The 18,382-nt window shown below is 62.6% G+C and carries 15 protein-coding genes; 11 read left to right on the forward strand and 4 right to left on the reverse strand.

Going from position 1 to position 18,382, the window contains the following annotated elements:
• Positions 1-120 precede the first annotated feature (120 nt).
• Both Q0072_RS01205 and Q0072_RS01210 read right to left on the reverse strand, forming a co-directional pair.
• Positions 121-1,608, reverse strand: a complete 1,488-nt coding sequence (locus tag Q0072_RS01205) for a carotenoid oxygenase family protein (RefSeq protein ID WP_298324561.1) — start codon at positions 1,606-1,608, stop codon at positions 121-123.
• Positions 1,609-1,620: 12 nt separating this feature from the next.
• Positions 1,621-2,025, reverse strand: coding sequence for a DUF2141 domain-containing protein (locus Q0072_RS01210; protein ID WP_298324563.1), 405 nt, complete (start codon positions 2,023-2,025; stop codon positions 1,621-1,623).
• A 218-nt stretch (positions 2,026-2,243) separates the two neighbouring features.
• Here Q0072_RS01210 and def point away from each other — a divergent pair, with 218 nt between their 5' ends.
• The 3 genes from def to truA all read left to right on the forward strand — a co-directional run bounded on the left by def (position 2,244) and on the right by truA (position 4,726).
• On the forward strand, positions 2,244-2,780 hold the full coding sequence (gene def, locus Q0072_RS01215; RefSeq protein WP_298324593.1) for a peptide deformylase: 537 nt from the start codon (positions 2,244-2,246) through the stop codon (positions 2,778-2,780).
• 72 nt (positions 2,781-2,852) lie between these two features.
• A complete protein-coding gene (fmt, locus tag Q0072_RS01220) occupies positions 2,853-3,782 on the forward strand; it encodes a methionyl-tRNA formyltransferase (RefSeq protein WP_298324566.1) in 930 nt (309 codons plus the stop codon).
• 170 nt (positions 3,783-3,952) lie between these two features.
• Positions 3,953-4,726: a tRNA pseudouridine(38-40) synthase TruA gene (gene truA, locus Q0072_RS01225; RefSeq protein ID WP_298324568.1), complete on the forward strand. Its 774-nt coding sequence runs from the start codon at positions 3,953-3,955 to the stop codon at positions 4,724-4,726.
• Between the two features lie 169 nt (positions 4,727-4,895).
• On the opposite strand, the gene dapE is transcribed toward truA, so the two are convergent.
• Positions 4,896-6,050 carry a succinyl-diaminopimelate desuccinylase gene (gene dapE, locus Q0072_RS01230; protein WP_298324570.1) on the reverse strand — a complete coding sequence of 385 codons (1,155 nt, stop codon included), beginning with the start codon at positions 6,048-6,050 and terminating at the stop codon, positions 4,896-4,898.
• A gap of 73 nt (positions 6,051-6,123) precedes the next feature.
• Between dapE and Q0072_RS01235 the strand changes: the two genes are divergently transcribed.
• Both Q0072_RS01235 and Q0072_RS01240 read left to right on the forward strand, forming a co-directional pair.
• Positions 6,124-7,401, forward strand: coding sequence for an MFS transporter (locus Q0072_RS01235; RefSeq protein WP_298324573.1), 1,278 nt, complete (start codon positions 6,124-6,126; stop codon positions 7,399-7,401).
• A gap of 67 nt (positions 7,402-7,468) precedes the next feature.
• Positions 7,469-8,191: a hypothetical protein gene (locus tag Q0072_RS01240; protein WP_298324575.1), complete on the forward strand. Its 723-nt coding sequence runs from the start codon at positions 7,469-7,471 to the stop codon at positions 8,189-8,191.
• 53 nt (positions 8,192-8,244) lie between these two features.
• On the opposite strand, the gene Q0072_RS01245 is transcribed toward Q0072_RS01240, so the two are convergent.
• Entirely contained in the window at positions 8,245-9,702 is a 1,458-nt protein-coding gene (locus Q0072_RS01245) for a M23 family metallopeptidase (RefSeq protein ID WP_298324578.1), read from the reverse strand.
• A gap of 526 nt (positions 9,703-10,228) precedes the next feature.
• Here Q0072_RS01245 and Q0072_RS01250 point away from each other — a divergent pair.
• The 6 genes from Q0072_RS01250 (at position 10,229) to Q0072_RS01275 (ending at position 18,251) form a co-directional block, all read left to right on the forward strand.
• Entirely contained in the window at positions 10,229-13,798 is a 3,570-nt protein-coding gene (locus Q0072_RS01250; protein WP_298324581.1) for a YdbH domain-containing protein, read from the forward strand.
• Positions 13,799-13,935: 137 nt separating this feature from the next.
• Positions 13,936-14,103 (forward strand): YnbE family lipoprotein, encoded by a 168-nt coding sequence (locus Q0072_RS01255; RefSeq protein WP_168148129.1) that lies wholly within the window; start codon positions 13,936-13,938, stop codon positions 14,101-14,103.
• Between the two features lie 11 nt (positions 14,104-14,114).
• Entirely contained in the window at positions 14,115-14,504 is a 390-nt protein-coding gene (locus tag Q0072_RS01260; protein ID WP_298324583.1) for a DUF1318 domain-containing protein, read from the forward strand.
• 148 nt (positions 14,505-14,652) lie between these two features.
• Positions 14,653-15,771, forward strand: coding sequence for an acyltransferase (locus Q0072_RS01265; RefSeq protein WP_298324588.1), 1,119 nt, complete (start codon positions 14,653-14,655; stop codon positions 15,769-15,771).
• Positions 15,772-16,106: 335 nt separating this feature from the next.
• On the forward strand, positions 16,107-17,135 hold the full coding sequence (locus Q0072_RS21855) for a CHAP domain-containing protein (RefSeq protein ID WP_366941764.1): 1,029 nt from the start codon (positions 16,107-16,109) through the stop codon (positions 17,133-17,135).
• 111 nt (positions 17,136-17,246) lie between these two features.
• A complete protein-coding gene (locus Q0072_RS01275) occupies positions 17,247-18,251 on the forward strand; it encodes a magnesium transporter CorA family protein (protein ID WP_298324591.1) in 1,005 nt (334 codons plus the stop codon).
• The last annotated feature ends 131 nt before the right edge of the window (positions 18,252-18,382 follow it).

Below are 18,382 nucleotides of genomic sequence, written 5' to 3' on the forward strand. Positions count from 1 at the left end.
ATCGCCGTCGCTAGAAAACTGCTTACCTGCCTCAACGCCATGTTGCGCGATGGCATCAAATGGACACATCATCTCCCTTGACTTCCAACACAGTCGCTCCCCGCCAGCGGGGAGGTATATTTAAGCAAACGTCCCGTGGAAGCCCAGCGGGGTGGCGTGCGCCGATCGCCATGAGCCCACCGGTCCGGCGCTGAGGTTTTTGGCATCAAACACATGCAGTTCTGTGGACTTAGCTTTCAGATTGAGCACCGTGCCGACCATCCAGCCGTCCATCTCCTGACCTGTGCCGCCGTGGTGGGCCGGACGCGGGACGAACAGGGCCTCTTCGACAATGGCGTCCGGGCCGAAATCGTGCGTTTGCGCCTTGCCGGTCTTCCAGTCGAAGGCCGACAGGGCGTGCGCCCCCAGACGGCCCTCAATATAGCCGCCGACGTGCACGACGCGGTCGCGGCGCAGCCCCTGAAAGCGATGATCGGTCTGCGGAAACTCCGACGAGACCCCCGTCGCCTGCATTTCGGCGCGACCGTCCGGGCGCAGCGTGATCAGGGCCAGATGCGCCTCCTCATCATTACCGGCGTTATAAATACCCTTCACCAGATCACGCGCCCCGCTCAGACCGAACTTTGGCGAACTGGCCAGACAGACATCGAAGCGGATCGTGCCATCGGTGTCTTCCCAGGCGTCGCCCGTGTGAAAGTAGGTGGCGGCGGGCAGCTCATACAGACGCCGCTTCGACAGGTCGGCCTTTTCAACGACCAGAATGCGGATCGGCTGATCGGGACGCCAGACCAGCGTATCAACGAAGGGCGGCGTGCGCCGTTCGGCGATCAGAGGCTGCATGGGGAGGATCAGGTGGCGTTCGCTGACCACCCAGTCGTGGGCGTAACCGGCGGCGGGAAGCTGGACCAGCTCGCCGCGCTCCATCTCTCCCGACGGGCTGAGCTGCCAGATCCATGCCTTGTCGCCCATGAACCCGGCGCTCCAGATGCGGCCCGACGGTTCGACCTTGGGGTGGGCCAGAAAGGCCAGCCCTTTCAGGTCGTCGCGGAAGGTTTTGGGGCCCTTGGTGAGCAGGGTCTGCGCATCGAGGCGGTAGGGTGAGCCGCCTTCCCACAGGGCCCACAATTCGTCCCCGACGCGCAGGACCGAGGTATTGGCGGCGTTGACATCGTCATTGCTGGTCACCGGGGCATCGGCGCGGCCCTTGGTGCCGAAGCCCGGCATGACGATGGCCTGTTTTTGCTGTTCGACGCGGCGTTTGACTGTATCGACGAAGCGGCCCGTGTGGCGCACGCCGTCGGCACTGAGGTCGTATTTCTGGATCATGCCGTCGCCGTCAAACCAGTGGCCGGTGACGTCGTTGCCATAGCGGAACCACGCCGGGCCATTGCGGTAGAGCGTGCCACTCAGGCCCGCCGGCATCTTGCCGCTCAGGCGGGTGAGGGTGGAGGGGGCGTAGCCTTCAGCCGGGGCGTTGGCGACGGCCAGACGCCAGCCTTCCGAAAAATTGGCGGTGGCGGCCGCGGCGGCCCAGGATGTCGGCGCGGCGGCCATCAGGCCTGCGCCGCCCAGCGCGGTCAGGAAGGAACGGCGGGACAGGTCGGTCATCGGAACGCCTCCTTAAAACGCGATGTCTTGCGTGGTGTCGCCCTTGACCTCAAAGACGGCGTCGGCCCACGTCGCCGGGCCCATGCGGCCCTTGGCATTGTTGGAGAAGGCGAAGGGCTCGACCGGCATACCGAAGGGATTGGTGTCCATCTTGCCGTTGCCATTGACGTCGTGGAACATCTTCAGGCCGTACTGACCCGGTTCGACGTCGAAGGTGGCGGTAGCTGTGTCAGCACTGACGGCGACCTGCTGAGCGGCGACGGGCTTGCCGCCTTTATAGGCCTCTTCGCCCTTATAGAGGGCCACCATCAGCGTGCCCTTAGGCGTCAGTTTGGAAAACTGTACCGTCAGGGTTTCGGCGCTGGCGGGCAGGGCGACAAGGCCCATCAGGGCGGCGATAAGAGCGGGTTTGAACATGGAAGCCTCGTTTGATTGCGTTGCGATGACCCCGATGTAATGCGACCCGACAATGGTGGGGCAAAAGATGCGCGAAAGGGGCCTCTGCCTACGTCAACGGACGGTGGGTCACTGGCGCTTCGTGAATGGCATTGGCCAAGGGATTGATTTGTAAGCAATCGTCAGCGGCGAAGCGCGAATGCCTTGACCCGCGCGGGGCGGCTTCTTATTTTAGCGGCATGGCCATTAGAGACATCATCACTGTACCCCATCCGCTGCTCAAGCAGGTGTCCAAACCCGTTGAAGGGGGCGTGACCGACGAACTGCGCGCTCTGATGGACGACATGCTGGAGACCATGTACGACGCGCCCGGCATCGGGCTGGCGGCAATCCAGATCGGCGAACCGATCCGCGTTATCGTCATGGACCTTCAGGAGCGCCCGGACGACCTGCCCGAAGACGCCCCGGCGCCGAAGCAGCCGCGTTACTTCGTCAATCCGGAAATCCTCTGGGCGTCGGAGGAGTTGTCCACCTATGACGAAGGTTGCCTGTCGGTGCCCGAAGTCTATGACGAGGTGAGGCGCCCGGCGCGCGTGCGGCTGAAATACCTGAACTATCAGGGCGAAGAGGTGATCGAAGAGTGCGACGGCCTCTACGCCACCTGCATCCAGCACGAGATGGACCACCTGAACGGTGTGCTGTTTATCGACCACCTGTCGAAGCTGAAACGCGACCGGGCGGTGACGAAGGTTAGAAAGCTCAAACGCGTAGCATAACTTGCATAGCCCTTTGAATTGAGCCAAAAGCGCGTCCACCGGATGCGCTTTTGTCTTTTGCGGAGTAATCCTATGCGTTTGGCCTTTATGGGCACCCCCGATTTTGCCGTGAAGGCTCTGGCTGAACTGGTCGCCGCCGGTCATGAGATCGTCTGCGTCTATTCGCAGCCGCCCGCGCCCAAGGGACGGGGGCAGGTGCTGACCCCGTCGCCGGTGCACGCCTTTGCCGACAGCCTGGGTTTGCCGGTACGCACGCCGAAGTCGATGAAGTCGCCTGAGGCCATCGCTGAATTTCAGGCGCTGGACATCGACGCGGCCATCGTTGTCGCCTACGGCCAGATTTTGAAGCGCGAGGTGCTGGAGCACCCGCCGCTCGGTTGTTTCAACCTCCATGCCTCGCTGCTGCCGCGCTGGCGCGGGGCGGCGCCCATCCAGCGGGCGATCATGGCCGGTGACACGCATACCGGCGTGCAGGTGATGCGGATGTCCGAAGGTTTGGACGAAGGGCCGGTCATATTGTCTGGCCGCGTCGAAATCACGGCGCAGGACACAGCCCAGACCCTGCACGATAAGCTGGCTGGGCTGGGGGCATCGCTGCTGCCGGTGGCGCTGGCGGCCATCGAGCGCAGCCAGCCGGAGGGCGAGCCGCAGGTCGGCGAGGTCACCTACGCCAAAAAGATCACCTCCGAAGAGGCGCGCATCGACTGGAGCCGGCCGGCCCGCGAACTCGACTGGCACATCCGGGGCCTGTCGCCGTTTCCGGGCGCGTGGACGGTCCTGACGACGCCAAAGGGCGAGCAGCGGCTCAAGGTGCTGATGTCGCGCGTCGATGAGGCCACGACCGACGCCGCGCCGGGCACGCTGATCGGGCCGGGCCTGCGCCTTGCCACGGGCGACGGCGTGATCGAACTCGAGCGCGTGCAGCGCGAAGGCAAGGGCGCGCAGGAGGCCGCCGAGTTCCTCAATGGCGTGGGCCTGAGCGTCGGGGATCGTTTGGGATGAGGCGCAACACCTATACCTCCCCGGTGTGCCGGGGAGGGGGACCTCACGAAGCGCTCAGCGCGAGATGCGGTGGTGGGGGCCTGCCGAAAGCCCCCCACCGTCTCGATACCTGATGGTATCGATCCACCTCCCCCAGCACGCTGGGGGAGTATGAAAGGTTCCGATGTCTGATGCCCCGCTATTCCTGCCTCGTTGAATATGATGGCCGCCCGTACAAGGGGTTTCAGGCTCAGGACAACCTGCCCACCGTACAGGGGTCGCTGGAGCGCGCTATTCTGGGCTTTTCGGGCGAAACACTGCGCATCACGGCGGCCGGGCGTACCGATACGGGCGTTCATGCGTCGGGGCAGGTGATCACCTTTGATCTGCCGAAGACCTACCGGCCCGATGTGGTGCGCGACGCCATGAACGCCTATCTGGTGCCCGAACCGATTGCCGTGCGCGAAGCGGCCATCGTCGATGACGACTTTTCGGCGCGCTTTTCGGCGACGGGGCGCATGTATCTTTATCGCATCCTCAACCGCCGCGCGCCGCCCGCGCTGGAGCAGGGGCGGGTGTGGCACGTCAAGAAGCCGCTGGACGCCGAGGTGATGGCTGCGGCGGCGCAGCACCTGATCGGGCGGCATGATTTCACCACCTTCCGCGACACGGAGTGTCAGGCGGCGTCCCCCATCAAGACGCTGGATATCGCACGGGTGAAGCGCGTGGGGGAGGAGATTCACCTCGTCTTTGCCTCACGCTCCTTCCTGCATCGTCAGGTGCGCTCGATGACCGGGACGCTGGTCGAGGCGGGGATCGGGCGCTGGACGGTGGCCGACGTCAAGGCGGCGCTGGAAGCCCGCGACCGCCGCGCCTGCGGGCAGGTGGCCCCGCCGGAAGGCCTGTGTCTGACGCACGTCACCTTTGAACCGGAACCGGATTTCCAAAGCCGCAGCTCGATATAATCTCCTCCCTAAACCGCAGGTTTGGGGAGGTGCCGAGCAAGCGAAGCGCGTCGAGGCGGAGGGGGGCGACTCCCAAGGTTAGCGCGCGCTGAGAGGCTAGGCGTTGTGCCCCCCGTCACTTCGCTGCGCTCAGTGCTACCTCCCCATGCCTTCGGCACAGGGAGGAGAATTAGGCGAACACCTTGAAATATCTGGCGATCAGCGCCGCATAGGCCTCGGTCAGGTCATAGAGGTCCTGCACCGGGGTCGCTTCATTGACCTGATGCATGGTCTGGCCTACCAGGCCGAATTCCACCACCGGGCAAAGCGCACGGATAAAGCGCGCGTCCGACGTGCCGCCGGTGGTGGACGGATCGGCTTCGACCTTCAGCACGTCGCGGATGGCGTCCTGAATGACATCGACGAACGGCCCGGCCTCAGTCAGGAAGGCCTCGCCCGAAATGGCCGCCTTCACCTCGATCACCGCACCGCTACGCTCAGCATGGCGGGCGCAAACCTCTTCGATCCACGCCTGTAAGGACGCGCCCGAATGGGCCGGGTTAAAGCGGATATTGATGCGCCCTGAGGCCGTTTGCGGGATCAGGTTGGTGGTCTTGTTCGCCACATCAAAGGTGGTGATTTCGAGATTCGACGGCAGGAAGCGCTCATAGCCCTCATCCAGCACGCGCCCGTCCAGTTCGGCCATGATGGCGACCAGCACCGGGATCGGATTGAGTGCGCGCTGCGGGTAGGCGACGTGGCCCTGCTTGCCCGTAACCGTGATCGTGGCATTGATCGAGCCGCGGCGGCCGACCTTGATCATGTCCCCCAGCACCGCCGAAGAGGTGGGCTCGCCGACAATGCAGTGGTCGATGATCTCGCCCGTTTGCCTCAGGTGTTCGACGACCTTTTTGGTGCCGTCCAACGCCTCGCCTTCCTCGTCGCCGGTGATCAGGAAGGACAGCGACCCCGGCACATTTTCAAAGCGCGACACGGCCGCGATCCACGCCGCAATACCGCCCTTCATATCGACGGCTCCGCGCCCGGTCAGCACGCCGTTTTCGATGGTCGCCGCAAACGGGTACGAGCGCCAGCCGTCAAGCGCGCCTTCGGGCACCACGTCCGTATGACCGGCAAAGCACAGGTTGGGCGAAGCTGTCCCGCGTCGCGCATAGAGGTTTTCGATCTCGCCGAACTTCAGCCGCTCACAGGCAAAACCGAGCGATTCCAGCGTCTGCTGCACGCGGTCCATCGCCCCGGCGTCCACCGGGGTCACGGACGGATGGTTGATCAGGGCCTTGGTCAATTCGACCGGATCGAGCGTGTTTTCGGGTATATTCGTCATGGCGCGTGGTGTAAGACGACTTTGCCGCGAACGAAAGTAAAATCATTCGTGGACGCATTTACCGGATACTGCCGTGACCCCTCCCGTTTCGCCTGAAATCGTTTCCGAGCCGCCTTTGCCGCCGGAGTCGCAAAACCCGTTCCGCATACCCGCCTACCGCAACTTCTGGATCGCCCGCCTGTGTTCGGTGCTGGGCTTTTCGTCGCAAAGCGCGGTCATCGCCTGGCAGATCTATGAGACGGCGCGCAAGGATTCCGGCATCGGCGAAGCGGCGCTCTATATCGGTCTGATGGGGCTGACGCAGTTCATCGCCATGTTCGCTTTTACGCTGCCGGCGGGAATCGTGGCGGATCGCTATGACCGCAAAAAGATCATGGGCTATACGATCACGGCGCAGGCGGTGATTGCGCTGGGCTATATGGGGCTGTCGGCGCTGGATCATCCGCCGATTTCAGGCCTGATTGCGCTGTCCTTCTTTCTGGGGGCGTCGCGTGCCTTTATTGCCCCGGCCTCATCGGCGATTGGCCCCATGCTGGTGCCTAAGGCGATTTTGCCGCGCGCCATCGCCTCCAATGCCCTGGCGTTTCAGATCGGCGGTATCTCCGGGGCAGCGGTCAGCGGCCTGTTGCTCAGCGTCTCGGCCATGTTCGCTTACGGCTTTTCGGCGGCGCTGTTTGTCATCGGGGGCGTGCTGATCGCCACGCTGAAGGCCGATACGCACCCCGTCAACGCGCCGACCGGCTCCAAGATGGAGATGGTGCGCGAAGGCCTCATCTATATCTGGACCAACAAGATCGTCTTTGGCGCCCTGTCGCTCGATCTGGCGGCGGTGCTGCTGGGTGGGGCGACGGCGCTGCTGCCCATCTTTGCGCGCGATATTCTGCACGCCGGTGAGATCGGTTATGGCGCACTCAGGGCCGCCCCGGCGGTCGGCGCCATGATGACGGCGATCTGGCTGGCGCGGCGACCCTTGAAGTACAAGGCCGGCAAGTGGATGTACGGCGGCGTGGCAGTGTTCGGCCTGATGACCATTATTTTCGGGCTTTCGACGAATATCTTCGTGTCGGTGGCCGCGCTGGCCGTGCTGGGGGCGGCGGATATGGTCAGCGTCTTTGTGCGCGGCACGCTGGTGCAGATCGTGACGCCGGACCCCATGCGCGGGCGGGTGGCTTCGGTGTCTTACCTGTTTATCGGGGCGTCGAACGAGCTGGGCGAATTTGAAAGCGGCGTGGCGACGCGGCTTTTGGGGCCCATTGGCGCGGCCCTGTTCGGCGGCATTGGCGCGATACTGGTGACGGGCGCGTGGATCAAACTGTTTCCAAGTCTGTATCGGGTGGATAAGCTGGAGTGATGTCTTGCGGCATAGGGGGGGATAAGATCCGGGTGACAGACCAGACGGTTTCTGCCTACTATCTGTCATGGGGAGACGTGAAGACAGTGAAAACGCATGGCGGAAAGCGATTGATGACGCTTACGAAGTTTTCGCCAGTTACCGGCGACCGGGAGGTCTCGCTGTCTCACCCGCAGAAAACGCTGAGGCCCTGCTCGCCGATCTGACGTCGGCCCCTCTTCGTGATCTTACACCCCAAAAGCTGGATAATTTCGCCGGATCGGCGCTCTACACAGTGGGCAGCCAGCTTGATTATAAGCATTTTCTGCCGCGTATACTCGAGCTGATGGTCAGCGCACAGGGCTCTGGGTTTGACGCCAGCTTGACGGCAAGGAAGCTGGACTACGCCCACTTCAAATCGTGGCCTGCCGATGAGATCGCTACAGTCCGTCAAGTATTCAGGGCAGCGTGGCCCTTCGTCTGCTACGCTCCGTTTACCACTCAGCAACTTCCTGATCTGCTGGTCGGTAATCGCATCGTCGGCAATGAGGTTTTCGCCCTGTTAAGCCAGTTCGAAGCGGTGGAGAGCGATCAGTCTGTAATGAAGTTGTGCCGATTGGTACGCGCAGTTTTGGAGATGGACGAGCGTGATTTTTGCTGGTCTCAACTGACGGCAAATGACAGGGTTTGTCTTGAGACATGGAGCCGGTCCGAAGCCGTTACGCGTGCGCTATTCGAGGGGCTCGATTTTGTGGCGGGATACGATGCTTGGGATGTCGAGTTGACATTGCAGCTTCTGGAGCGTTTTTAAGGTTCAGGGACCACGCAACAAAAAGCCCGGCAGAACCGGGCTTTGTTCGTCGCTTACTGGCTGCCGCGGCTGGTGGACAGGGCCGGGCGCAGCGGGATGTTCTTGCGTTCCGTCTTGGCAACCAGCTTGTTGGCCGCGCCGGAGTCTTCGTACTTGTACGGCGTCGTCTTCATGGCCAACGCCTGAGACGGCAGATTGTCCTGCGTGCGCTTGAGGTCGGCCATGGCGATCATGGTGTCCAGCTCGTGCTTGCGCGCCTTGAAGGCCACGAGGTCCTGACCGGCGAGGATGGTGCCCTGCGGCACCTTGGCGTCCTTCGGATTGATCGGGCGGTTCTTGTACCACACTTCGAAGTGCAGGTGCGGGCCGGTCGAATTGCCGGTCGAGCCGACATAGCCGATCAGTTCGCCCTGCTTGACGCGCTGACCGGGGCGGACCTTGATCTGCGACATGTGGGCATAGCCGGTGGCCCAGTCATTATTGTGCGACACGCGCACCCAGCGGCCGTAACCGCCCCACCATTTGGCATCGGCCACCACGCCATCACCGGCGGCGTAGATGGGGGTGCCTGTACCGGCGGCGAAGTCGATGCCGGTGTGCATCTTCATAAAGCCCTGGATCGGGTGACGACGCATACCGAAACCGGACGAGGTGCGGGCCGCCGCGACCGGCGTGGCCAGCAGGAAGCCTTTGATATTCTTGCCCGTATCGTCGAAGAACTGCGATTCCTTATCGCCCTGACGCTTATAGGAATAGAAGCGCGTGATGTGGCCTTTGGCGCTGATTTCGGCGTACAGCAGATTGCCGGATTCAACCACGCGGCCGCTTTCGGTGACCTTGCGGTCGAACACCAGCTTGAAGGTGTCGCCCGGCTGGATGTCGCGTTCAAAGTCGATCTTGTGCGCGAACAGCTTGAGCACCTGACCGGTGACGTTCGGCGTGGCGCCCAGCGCCGTGGCAGAGGTGATCAGCGAGCCGTCGATGGTGCCAATGGCGACGCGGCGTTCATCGCGCACCGATTCTTCGAGCGCGCGCAGGCGCATCGAGCCGTCGTGGCTGGTGGTCAGGGTCAGTTGCTTGGCCGGGCCGGTGCGCACGGTCAGGCCCAGAAGCTGCGCCGGGGAGCGGCCGTTTTCGGGGCGGGCAATGGCGGCCTGAAGGCTTAAGCCCTTGCCGACATTGACCACATCAAAGGCTTGGGACAAAAGGGAGACAGCAGCATTGGCCTCGGTCGAGGAGACGCCCGAACGGGTCAGGGCCTGACTGAGGGTTTCGCCGGCGCGCACCATGATTTGCACATTTACGGGCTGGGTGAAGCCCGGACGCGCGGCGGCTTCGGCCAGGGCGCGGGTTTCCAGCGCCAGGGTCGCACTGGGGTCAAGGGTCGGCAATTCGCTCGGCAGCGGCTGATAAACGCGCCAGACCAGAGTGGCCACCGTCAGGGCGGTCGCAGAGACCAGCACCATCGGGGTCAGGCGCACAGGTTGGCGGCGAGGGTCGAGTTGAGCCATTACGATCCAAAAACGGTATACGAGGTTTACACAACGCGGGCTCTACTCAAACGGAGCCGTTCTCTCCGCCGCCCAGTTAGCCTGTATCTCCCTGTTTCAGGGAATGTGCGACCCGACAATATGCCGCAGACGCGAATTTGAAAGTGTTAACGCCCCTGCATACGCCGAAATAGGGCGAAAATGAGGCGGCGACCGCCTCATATATCGCCGTTTTCCGGCCGCAGGCACACGAAAGGGTCTGTCCCAATTAGGGGGCGAAGGTTAATATCCGGCTTAAACCGGCCCTTTCAGGGCGCATTTATGGGTTTTTTACGACACGAGACGCCCCGCGGCGGGTGAGACTCTGACCCTATCACTTTGCGTAACGCGCGACTAAAAAACGCACCGGGCGGCCTGTAAAGGGGCCGTAATGGTCCGGATACGGTAAGAAAAAGAATCGGTTATGAGCCGTTTTTTTAAGAGTTACGTGCCATAATGCTGCCCTGAACCTTTGGCCAACCTTTTGATCCCGTGAGAGCTTGATCCGTTGCGCACCCACATTCTGACCGATGCGCCTGAGGATGGAGGTGAGCTGTTGTTTCCTGTGCGGCTGCCGCCCCAGTCGAGTTTTACCCGTGCGGTTGGCAACGGAAGTGACACCCCTTCGCCGCGCCCGAAAGGCGGCAGTGGGGGCGGCCAAAAGGGTGGCACTGGCTCTGGCGGCGGCGGGCCGGGTGGCTCTGGCAAGCGCAAGCGCTACCTGAAGGCGGGCGGCTGGCTCCTGCTGACCCTGTGGGGCGCGGCGGCGGTGGGTGTAATCGCCTATGCGGCGCGCAAGGACATTGCCCGCGAAGTGGCGCAGGGCTGGCTGCGTTCGAACGATATTCCCTCTGAACTGCGCATCGACACCCTGAGTCTGGATCATGTGTCTGGCCGCATCGTGCTGGGCGAGGCCGGACGACCCGACCTGAAGATCGAACGCTTCGACATTGATTATGAGCTGAACCTGTGGCGGCTGGGGCAGCCGCTGACGCGCCTTAAGCGCATCCATCTGGTCAAGCCGGAGTTGAGCTTTTCCTATGATAAAAAGGGATTGGGTTTCGGGCGTCTGGACCGCCTGCTGAAAGGCGGCGGCGGGGGCGGTGGTCCCTTGCCGGAAGAGATTCTGGTCGAAGACGCGCGCATTCGTGTGCGAACCGACTATGGCACGCTGGCCGCCACCGGCGGGCTCAGCCTGAAAGACGGACGCCTGCGCGCGCTGAACGCCACCCTTATCCCCGGCGCGCTCAACGGTTCGCAATTGCAGGGGCAGCTTTCGGACGGCCATATCCGCATTCAGGCCGAACCCGACGCCGATGCCGGTGAGGCCCTGCGCATCGACGCCAACCTGTCTGCGGCGGAGTTGCTGTTCCCGGCGGCGCGCGCGCCAGATGCCGAATTGGGTGATCCCCTGCCGCGCGTGAGCGGGGTGCACGCCGACCTTGACCTGCGGCTGCCTTATCGCCGGTTGTCGGACGCCGCCTCGCGCAAATCGCCTCTGTCGGCCTTTGACGGCGTGATCAGTGGTATGCTGGCCGTGCGCGCCGAAGCTATTGAGGGTGCGGCGTCGGTTCAGGGGCTCGACAGCACCATCGGTCTCAATGGCCGGGTCGATTTTGAAAACACGCGCGTGGCCTTTTCGGGCATGTCGCAGGTGATGGCGACGCTCGACGGCTTTAGCAGCGGCACGATGCAAGGCCGCGCCGTTCGGGTGACGGCGCAGGACATGACGCTCCGTAGCGATCTGGCCCTCGATGCGGCTTCGGCGCTGACGCTTGATGGCTCCATAAGCCTCAAGGCCGGGGCTTTTACACAGGACACCCTGTTGCTGAATGAGGCGGCGCTGGACCTCTCCGGATTTTCGCTGGCGCACGGCTCCGAAGGCACCGACCTCAGTTTTGAAGGCCGTGCGGTGGCCGCCCGCGCCGCGCAGGGGGATCTGAGCCTTTCCGGCGTGACCGCCCGGCTGGACGGCACGGGCCGCTTAGGGCCAGACGCTTACGAAATCGCCCTGACCACCGATGTGAACGGCCGTCAGGGCAGCTATCGCGGCATGGACGCGCTGGCCGCCGACCGCGCCAAAGCTCTGGCCGACGGGCGTGTGGCCTTTGACGCCGCCAATGCCCGCCTGCCGGACGGCATACCGCCGGTGCCCGCGCCGCCGCCGGGCCCGGACCTGATGGTGTCGCTGCTGCGCGCCGCCGACCGTTTCAGTCTGTCGGCCGACACTGTGCGTGTGTCGCTGAGCGGGCAGGGCAACCGCCACCGCTTCGCCGTGCGTCCGGGCAAGCCGGTGCTGATCCGCCCGCTGGACGGTGGTGAGATCCGCCTGACGACCGAAGGCCATTCTCCCCTGATCGCCAGTGATGCGCGCAGCGTCTTTACGGTGGTGACCAGTGGCGAAACCCTGCCTGTGCTCAAGGCGCGGGTGTCGGACTTTGGCTTCGGGGCGCAGGGCGCGCTGGAGGGTCGCCTGAGTCTTGAGGCCGGTTTCAACTTCGCGCCCGTCTATGGCGCGCAGGCCAGGGCCAATGGCCGCTTCAGCTATAGTGCGGCGGGCCTGTTGCAGGCGCGCTTGGATGACTGCGTGCCCTTTACCGCCGACCGCGCCGATATTGGCGGCCGCCTGACCGCGGTAACCACGCGCCTGTGCCCGACGACGGCCCCCATCCTGACCCTGAACAACGGTCAGTGGCGCAGCGAAGGCCGCTTCGACAGCCTGACCGCTGCCGCGCCCGACTATCAGGTCAAGCTGGCGGGCGGCGAGGGGGCCTTTACGGCCGGCAGCTTCGCGGACGCCGAGGGACTGGGCTTTACGGTGGCGCTGAAAACCCTGAAAGCCACGGACGCGCTGGACGCGCCGCGCTTCCATCCGGTGTTAATCGCCGGTGATATGGCGCAGGGCCGCAAGACGCTCGACGGCAAGCTGGCCGTGACGTCTGCCGATGCGGCGGTACAGGCGCGCGCCGGCGGACCATTGGCCGAGATCAGGCTGACCTCGGATGTGGCCAGCGGCCGGGGCCGCGCTGACCTGACCGCGACGAACCTGACCTTTGCGCCGCAAAAGCTGCAACCGCTCGACCTGACGCCGATGGTAGCGGGGGTGGTGCAGCGCGACACGACAGGCCGCGTCGATTTCAAAGGCTTTATCGGCTGGTCGCCCGGTGGTTCGACCTCAGGCGGCCTGCTGACGCTGAATGAGATGGGCTTTACCGGCCCGGCAGGTCTGGTCGAAGGGCTGAACGGGCGGATTGACTTTACCTCTCTGGCTCCGCTGCAATCGGCACCGGGTCAGACCCTGACGATCCGCAACGTCACCAGCGTCGTGCCGCTGAAAGACGTGCGGGCGGTGGTGCAGTTTGCCGGGGATTATCTGAAGCTCGAAAGCGCGCGTGTCACCAGCGACGGCGGCGATTTTGCCCTGGCCCCGATGGACGTGCCGTTCGACACGACCAAGCCGCTCAAGGGGGAACTGAGCTTTGACAAGGTCGATTTCGGCAAGGTGGTGGCCTCAAGTCCGTTCGCCAAGGACGCTGAATTTACCGGCTTCGTGTCGGGCAAGCTGCCGTTTGAACTGAGTGGCGGCAAGCTCAGTGTGCGCAAGGGCTACCTGCTGGGCGAAGGGCCGGGCCGTGTCTCGATCCGCCGCAATGCGGTGACCGATGTGGTGGCCGACGGTGAGGTCACCCACAATGCGCAGGTCTCCACCCGCGGGCCATTGGCCGGAGTAATCGCGCCGCCGCAGATCCCTTCCGCCAATGCGATTGAGAATCTGGCCTATCAGGCGATGGAGAATCTGGCCTATAACGAGTTGTCGGCGGCGGTGAATACCGATGACAAGGGGCAACTGAATTTCAACTTCCGTATCGTCGGGCGCTATGATCCGCCGGAGCGTAAGGAAGCATTGGTCAGCTGGATCGATTTCGTGCGCGGCACCTGGACGCAAAAGCCCCTCGACCTGCCGTCCGATACACCGGTTAATCTGAATCTGGATGTGAATTACAATCTCGATGAGTTCCTTAAGGACTATGTCGAGGTGCAAAAACGGGGTGGCTTCGACTGGTCGAAGCTCAAATAGACATAATTTTGCACCGTATCCGGTACCGAGAATGTCTCTGTCATTCAGGCCCGGTTCAGCTTATAGCTGATATCCAGACGTCATGATCTCTTGCTGTGGAGCCCTTCATGTTGAAATCCCCTGTCGCCCGCGCGGGCATGGCCGCCCTGTGTCTGGCGGGTGTAGCGCTCACGGCGGCCTGCACGCCGACGGTTCGCCTACAGGTCGATCCCATCACCATCTACGCCAAGCTCGACGCCAATGTGCGTATCTCGCTGGATGAAGATGTGAAGGCCCTCGTCAAACAAAATCCGGACCTGTTCTGAGGAATTTGGCTATGAAAAAGACCCTGTTTTCGATCCTCAGCGCCGTCGTCGTGTCGTCGGCCGTGCTGACCGCCGGTATCGCGCTGAACGCCCCGGCCTATGCCCAACAGACGGGTATGGCGGCCGCCAAGGCGACCGTCGATGCCGCCAAGGCCGCCGGTACGGTGGGTGAGCAATCCGACGGCTATCTGGGCCTCGTCAAGGACGCAGCCGATGCCGCCACCAAGGCCGCGGTCGATGAGATCAATGCCGGCCGCGCCCGCGTCTATGCCGAAGCCGCTGCCAAAAACGGCGTCTCTCCGGCCGCCGCCGGGGCCTCCGCCTACAGCAATGTGATCTTCCCGAAGGTCAAGGCCGGGGAATATTACAAGGACGATTCCGGCAACTGGAAGCGTAAATAAGCCTTCTGATTTCACCGCTTCTTAAAGGCCCTGTGGCAGCGTGTGCCGCAGGGCCTTCTTCGTGCGTGAGTGGCATATGACGTGCAGGGCTTTGTCGAAATTCGCCTGACTGGTTTATTTCAGGACACCCCGCACAGGAACCCGCCCCATGACGACACCCATTCGCGCCGCCGTTTCCCAGGCCGCAGCCGATAACATCCGGCCGCTGACCTCGCTGCGCTTCTTTGCGGCGGTATGGGTGATCCTCTACAGCTACTGGTCGGCGCTTGAAGGTGCGATCCCGCTCGGTATCATCGAAAATGGGTATCTGGGGGTCGATCTGTTCTTCATCCTGTCGGGTTTCATTCTGAGCCATGTCTATATGACGTCGCTGGGGGAAGGGCGGTTCCGCTACGGGTCTTTCATCGTCAACCGGCTGGCGCGTGTTTATCCGCTGCATCTGGCGACGTTGTGCTTTGCGATCCTGCTGTGGGGGGCCGCGACGCTGAAGGGCATGAGCGTTGATAAGAATCTGGTCAACTGGCCGTCCCTGCCGGCGCATCTGTTCCTCGTTCAGGCCTGGGGTCTGGCGCCCGAAGCGGCCTTTAATCACCCCTCGTGGTCGATTTCGGCGGAATGGTTCGCCTATCTGCTGTTCCCGGTCTTTGGCACGGTGGCGTGGTCGATGCGCGCCCGTCCGTGGCTGGCCGTCGGCCTGTCGGTCACCTTCCTCGTCAGCCTGTATATGATTTTCGAAGCCTTTATGGGCTTTAAGCTGACCTCGGCCACCGTCTTCTGGGGGGCGCTGCGTATCGTGCCGACCTTCATGCTGGGGTGTGCGCTCTATCTGGTGTGGCGCTCAGGCAAGCTGACGCCCCAGGTGGCGCTGATCGGGGCGGCGGCCTCCAGCCTGATCGTCATTGCCGCGGCCTCGTGGCTGAAGATCGACGCCCTGATCGTGCCGATGCTGGGCCTGATGCTGCTGTGCGTGTCGCGCTTTGGCAATGGCGGCGTGATGGGCAACCGCGTGCTGGTCTATCTCGGCGAAGTGTCGTTTGCCATGTACATGGTCTATGTGCCGTGGAAGTGGGTCTATCTCAATGTGATGGGCATGGTGCTGGGCACCGGGGATGCGCCCCTGCCGCTGCTGTGGTGGGCGGTGGGCCTGATCGCCATTGTTCCGGTGGCCATGCTGGGCCATCACATTGTCGAACTCCCGATGCGCAATGTCGTGCGCCATCTGGGTGACCGGCTGCGCTATCGACTCGCTTACCGCCTGGCGCGCTGATCCGTAAGCGGACGAAGAACTGAAAAACGAGCGTCTTTTCCCGCGTGCGGCGAAAAGACGCTCGTTTTTTTTCGCCCACGCCCTGAATTTATAGTTAACTGATGTTTAACAACTTTTTTGCAACATCCTCAGGCGCGGCCTGTCCGGATGTGGGAAATTTACCACGATTTGGAAAATAAAGGCTTTGTAAATGCCGCTGAGTTATGTATCAAACCTCTACAAGTAAATGTTGCGGGCGTTTTAGCTGATCTTTTTCACCCGCAGCCACCCCCTGTAAGACCCCTAAGAGGACCGCCGCGAAGGCCCCTCGATCAGGCCCCAAATGGAGTGCTCGTGTGCTGAAAAGACTAAGCGTATTGGCCCTGTCGGCGACTCTGGCGTTTGGCGCCGTGGGCGCGCAGGCCGCTGAGAAGAAATCCCCCTACTGGCAATGCGTCACCTTCGCCCGTTCGATCACGGGTATGAACATTTTCGGTGACGCCTGGACCTGGTGGGAAGGCGCTTCGGGCAAATACGACAAGGGTCAGGCACCGAAAGCGGGTGCGGTTCTCGTGTTCCGTCCGCAGGGCAAGATGCGACTGGGCCACGTGGCCGTCGTCTCTCAGGTCATTACCGATCGCGTCATTCAGATCACCCACGCCAACTGGTCGCCCATCGGTGGCCGTCGTGGTCAGGTTGAAAAAGACGTCACCGTCGTCGATGTCTCGGACAAGGGCGACTGGAGCAAGGTGAAGGTGTGGTACGGCCCGATCGCTGATGTGGGCACCACGGTCTATCCGACCTATGGCTTCATCTATCAGGCGGCCCAGAAGGGCCAGGAGATGGGGGAAAACCTCGTCACTCAGGTTCTCGACAAGCCCACCGTCAAGAAGCCGTCTGCGTTCGACAAGGTGGCGCAGAAGACGTCCTCCAAGACCAGCAACAAGGCTCTGGTCAATGCCCTGACCACCGATGCCGAAGCGCCGCGCAGTCAGGCGCTGGCCTCCGCAACGGCCGACGATGCGGTGACGCCCAAGCCCGCCGATGTGAAGCCGGACGCCAAGGCTGCGGATAAGGCGAAGGCGAGTAAGACGAAGACGTCCACTGAAAAGGCCGTCGCGGACAAGGACGCCGACAAGGCGACCACCGCGAAGGCAAACAGCAAGACGGCCAAGGGCGACAAGACGACCAAGGTCGCCGACAATGCCAAGGCTGACAAGAGCGGCAAGGCGGCTCCCAAGTCCAGCAAGAAGGCCGTCGCCGAAGCGGACGACAAGGCCGCAAAGACCTCCAAAACCGCCAAGGCTGACAAATCGGGGACCAAAAAGGTCGCTGAGGCCGACGCCAAAAAATCCGCAAAGACAACCGAAAAGACCAAGGCCTGAGCCGGGTCCTTTCTGTCTGGATGCTTTCAACGCCGCTGGTCCCGCCAGCGGCGTTTGACTTGTCAGGACGACACAAAGCGGCCTATGCAAGGTTGATCTTCGAGAGGTCTCATGCTGAACATCTATAGCCGTGACGCGGCCCCGGACGGGGCCTTTACCGTGGTGCCGCCCGAAGGGGCAGGGGACGAGGCCGGCTGGTGTGAGATTACGCCGGACGGGGTGTGGATCGACCTCTACAATCCCGACCGCGAGGAAGAACGCTATGTCGAAGGCGTGGTCGGGTTGAACCTGCCGACGCGCGAGGACATGCAGGAGATCGAGTTTTCCTCGCGCCTCTATCTCGAAGACGGTGCGGCCTTCATGACGGCGCAGGTGGCTTTCTATGGCGGTTTCGACCACCTGCAATCGGGGCCGGTGACCTTCGTCCTGCACCGTCAGCACCTGATCACCATTCGCTATATCGACCCCAAGTCGTTCAGCATTTTTGCCGAACGCACAGTGCGCCATCCGGAAAACTGTGATCGGGCGCACGAAGCGCTGGCCAATCTGCTGGAGGTGCTGATCGACCGCACGGCCGACCTGCTGGAAAAGGCGTCGGCGACCGTGGATGAGATTTCCGGGCGTATCTTCGCACCCAAGCGCGGGCGCAATCTGGAAAAGGTCTTGCGCGAACTGGGGCGCTGTCAGTCGGACACGGCGCGCATCCGCGACAGTCTGGTTTCGTTTGGTCGTCTGCTGCTGTTTGCGCGGACGCTGGACCGCGAACTGGTCGGGGCGGATGAGGCGGGCTTCAACGCCTTCCATGACAAGCTGCGCACGCTGGAAAAGGATGTGGCCTCGCTCAATGACCATTCGGCTTTTGTGTCGGGTAATATCGCCTATTTGCACGACGCCGCGCTGGGGGTGATCAATCTGGAGCAGAACACGACGATCAAGATCGTCTCGGTGGCCTCGGTGGCCTTCCTGCCGCCGACCCTGATCGCCTCGCTCTATGGGATGAATTTTGAATTTATGCCCGAACTGCACGTGCCGTGGGCCTATCCGCTTGTGGTGCTGGCTATGATTGCCTCAGCGGTCGGGCCGCTGGTGTGGTTCCGCCTCAAAGGGTGGCTCTAGATCATTATGATTTCCGGTGGAAACATAATGATCCAGATTTTTGTTTTGTCCCTCGCCGGGCGGTGGCTACGCCACCTTGGCCGCCGCCTCAATGGCGGCTTAAGCGGAATGATTCCATTTGAAATCATTCC

This window comes from Asticcacaulis sp. (assembly GCF_027484505.1).
Lineage (GTDB): Bacteria > Pseudomonadota > Alphaproteobacteria > Caulobacterales > Caulobacteraceae > Asticcacaulis.

Bases quoted from the DNA above. Each gene is read 5' to 3' on its own strand.
- Q0072_RS01205 (WP_298324561.1), bottom strand. From the start codon at position 1,608: ATGACCGACCTGTCCCGCCGTTCCTTCCTGACCGCGCTGGGCGGCGCA.
- Q0072_RS01210 (WP_298324563.1), bottom strand. From the start codon at position 2,025: ATGTTCAAACCCGCTCTTATCGCCGCCCTGATGGGCCTTGTCGCCCTG.
- def (WP_298324593.1), top strand. From the start codon at position 2,244: ATGGCCATTAGAGACATCATCACTGTACCCCATCCGCTGCTCAAGCAG.
- fmt (WP_298324566.1), top strand. From the start codon at position 2,853: ATGCGTTTGGCCTTTATGGGCACCCCCGATTTTGCCGTGAAGGCTCTG.
- truA (WP_298324568.1), top strand. From the start codon at position 3,953: ATGCCCCGCTATTCCTGCCTCGTTGAATATGATGGCCGCCCGTACAAG.
- dapE (WP_298324570.1), bottom strand. From the start codon at position 6,050: ATGACGAATATACCCGAAAACACGCTCGATCCGGTCGAATTGACCAAG.
- Q0072_RS01240 (WP_298324575.1), top strand. From the start codon at position 7,469: ATGGGGAGACGTGAAGACAGTGAAAACGCATGGCGGAAAGCGATTGAT.
- Q0072_RS01245 (WP_298324578.1), bottom strand. From the start codon at position 9,702: ATGGCTCAACTCGACCCTCGCCGCCAACCTGTGCGCCTGACCCCGATG.
- Q0072_RS01255 (WP_168148129.1), top strand. From the start codon at position 13,936: ATGGCCGCCCTGTGTCTGGCGGGTGTAGCGCTCACGGCGGCCTGCACG.
- Q0072_RS01260 (WP_298324583.1), top strand. From the start codon at position 14,115: ATGAAAAAGACCCTGTTTTCGATCCTCAGCGCCGTCGTCGTGTCGTCG.
- Q0072_RS01265 (WP_298324588.1), top strand. From the start codon at position 14,653: ATGACGACACCCATTCGCGCCGCCGTTTCCCAGGCCGCAGCCGATAAC.
- Q0072_RS01275 (WP_298324591.1), top strand. From the start codon at position 17,247: ATGCTGAACATCTATAGCCGTGACGCGGCCCCGGACGGGGCCTTTACC.